We start from the raw sequence: 1279 nt of genomic DNA, 5'->3' as shown, positions 1-1279 counted from the left end.
AAGAGACAGACTATCGATGGCACCACCCAACCCGGCTACGATCCTGAACGCTTTGCCGCTGTCGAGATTGAGATTCCAACGCCCGTCGTCACGATTCGCCCGGCAGCGGGTAAAGAAATCTTTAGAGGACTGACGATTGCCGCCGATAATATTACGGTACGGGGTCTGAACCTGTATGGCTTCAACGCACCTAGCCAAGTTTCTGAATCGACGCCGCCTGCCGATATTTTTATCACCCATCGGCCAGCGCCGCTGAACCGAGAAACGCCGCTTCCTACAGTTGGCTACGACACAGCCAAAAATGGACCGCCTACCGGAATTGTGATCGAACAAAACTGGCTGGGCCTAACTTTAGAAGAAACCCTGCCAACAGAGGCATCTGGCTTTGGCGTTTCTGTATTCGACAGCGCGGGTACAACAATTCGAGAAAACCATATCGCCTATCACAACGGTAGCGGCATTATCACTGGCAGGCAGGCTGACAATCTACAAATTATCGACAATATTATGGTAGGTAATGGTCTAGCAGGGATGCCAGATGCGATTCGGATGGATGGACAAGTCGAGGATGGTCTGATTTCTGGCAACTTGATCTGTGGCAGTGACGGCAGCGGTATCTTCTTGTTTAAGCCAGAGGGATCGGTGACGATTACTGAAAATGATATTCGCCACAACGGGCAGCGGCTACGACGGGCCGCGATATATGTAATGGGCGATGACCATCGGATTGTAAACAACAGCATTACTAACCAAAAAGGTGGCGGTGTGGTAGTCACGGCGTTTGGGCAGGGGCCAAATACCCAGAGCCGAGGAAATGTAATCACTGGCAACTACTTTGGGGCGCTAGAAGGGTTGAGCGTGGATCTTAACGTTCGACGAGGGCGCAGACCGCAAGACTTTCAGAGTGGGGATGGGCCAAACCCCCAAAGAGATTCTCGTAATCGTCGTCAGGATACGGGCAATAGTGCGGTGAATGCCCCGCAGTTTGCGAGTCCTGAATTTTTTGTGATCAATAGTAGCGCGATTGTGCGGGGGCAGGTAGATCCGAATAACCAGGTGGAGCTGTATCAGGCCACGGGTGAAGCGGATACTTATGGACAATTGATTAGACCGATAGAAACGGTTGTGGCGGATGATGAAGGGAATTTTGAGTTTGTGCTGACGGATGTGACGGGGGGAGAGGTGTTGAGTGCGATCGCAACTGACCCGCGCTATGGCAGTTCTGAACCGGCGCTGAATACCACCATTCGCAGCCTCGGCGAATCAGGGACATCTACCG

Annotated in this window: 1 protein-coding gene; it reads left to right on the top strand. The window is 52.3% G+C overall.

What is annotated here, in order from left to right; genetic code table 11:
* A partial coding sequence (locus tag IQ256_RS29270) for a right-handed parallel beta-helix repeat-containing protein (protein ID WP_193859190.1) occupies nucleotides 1–1279 on the top strand: 1279 nt, incomplete at both ends.

Source organism: cf. Phormidesmis sp. LEGE 11477, from assembly GCF_015207105.1.
Classification (GTDB): Bacteria; Cyanobacteriota; Cyanobacteriia; order Phormidesmidales; family Phormidesmidaceae; genus Phormidesmis.
This window is presented reverse-complemented; position numbering and strand designations above follow the sequence as displayed.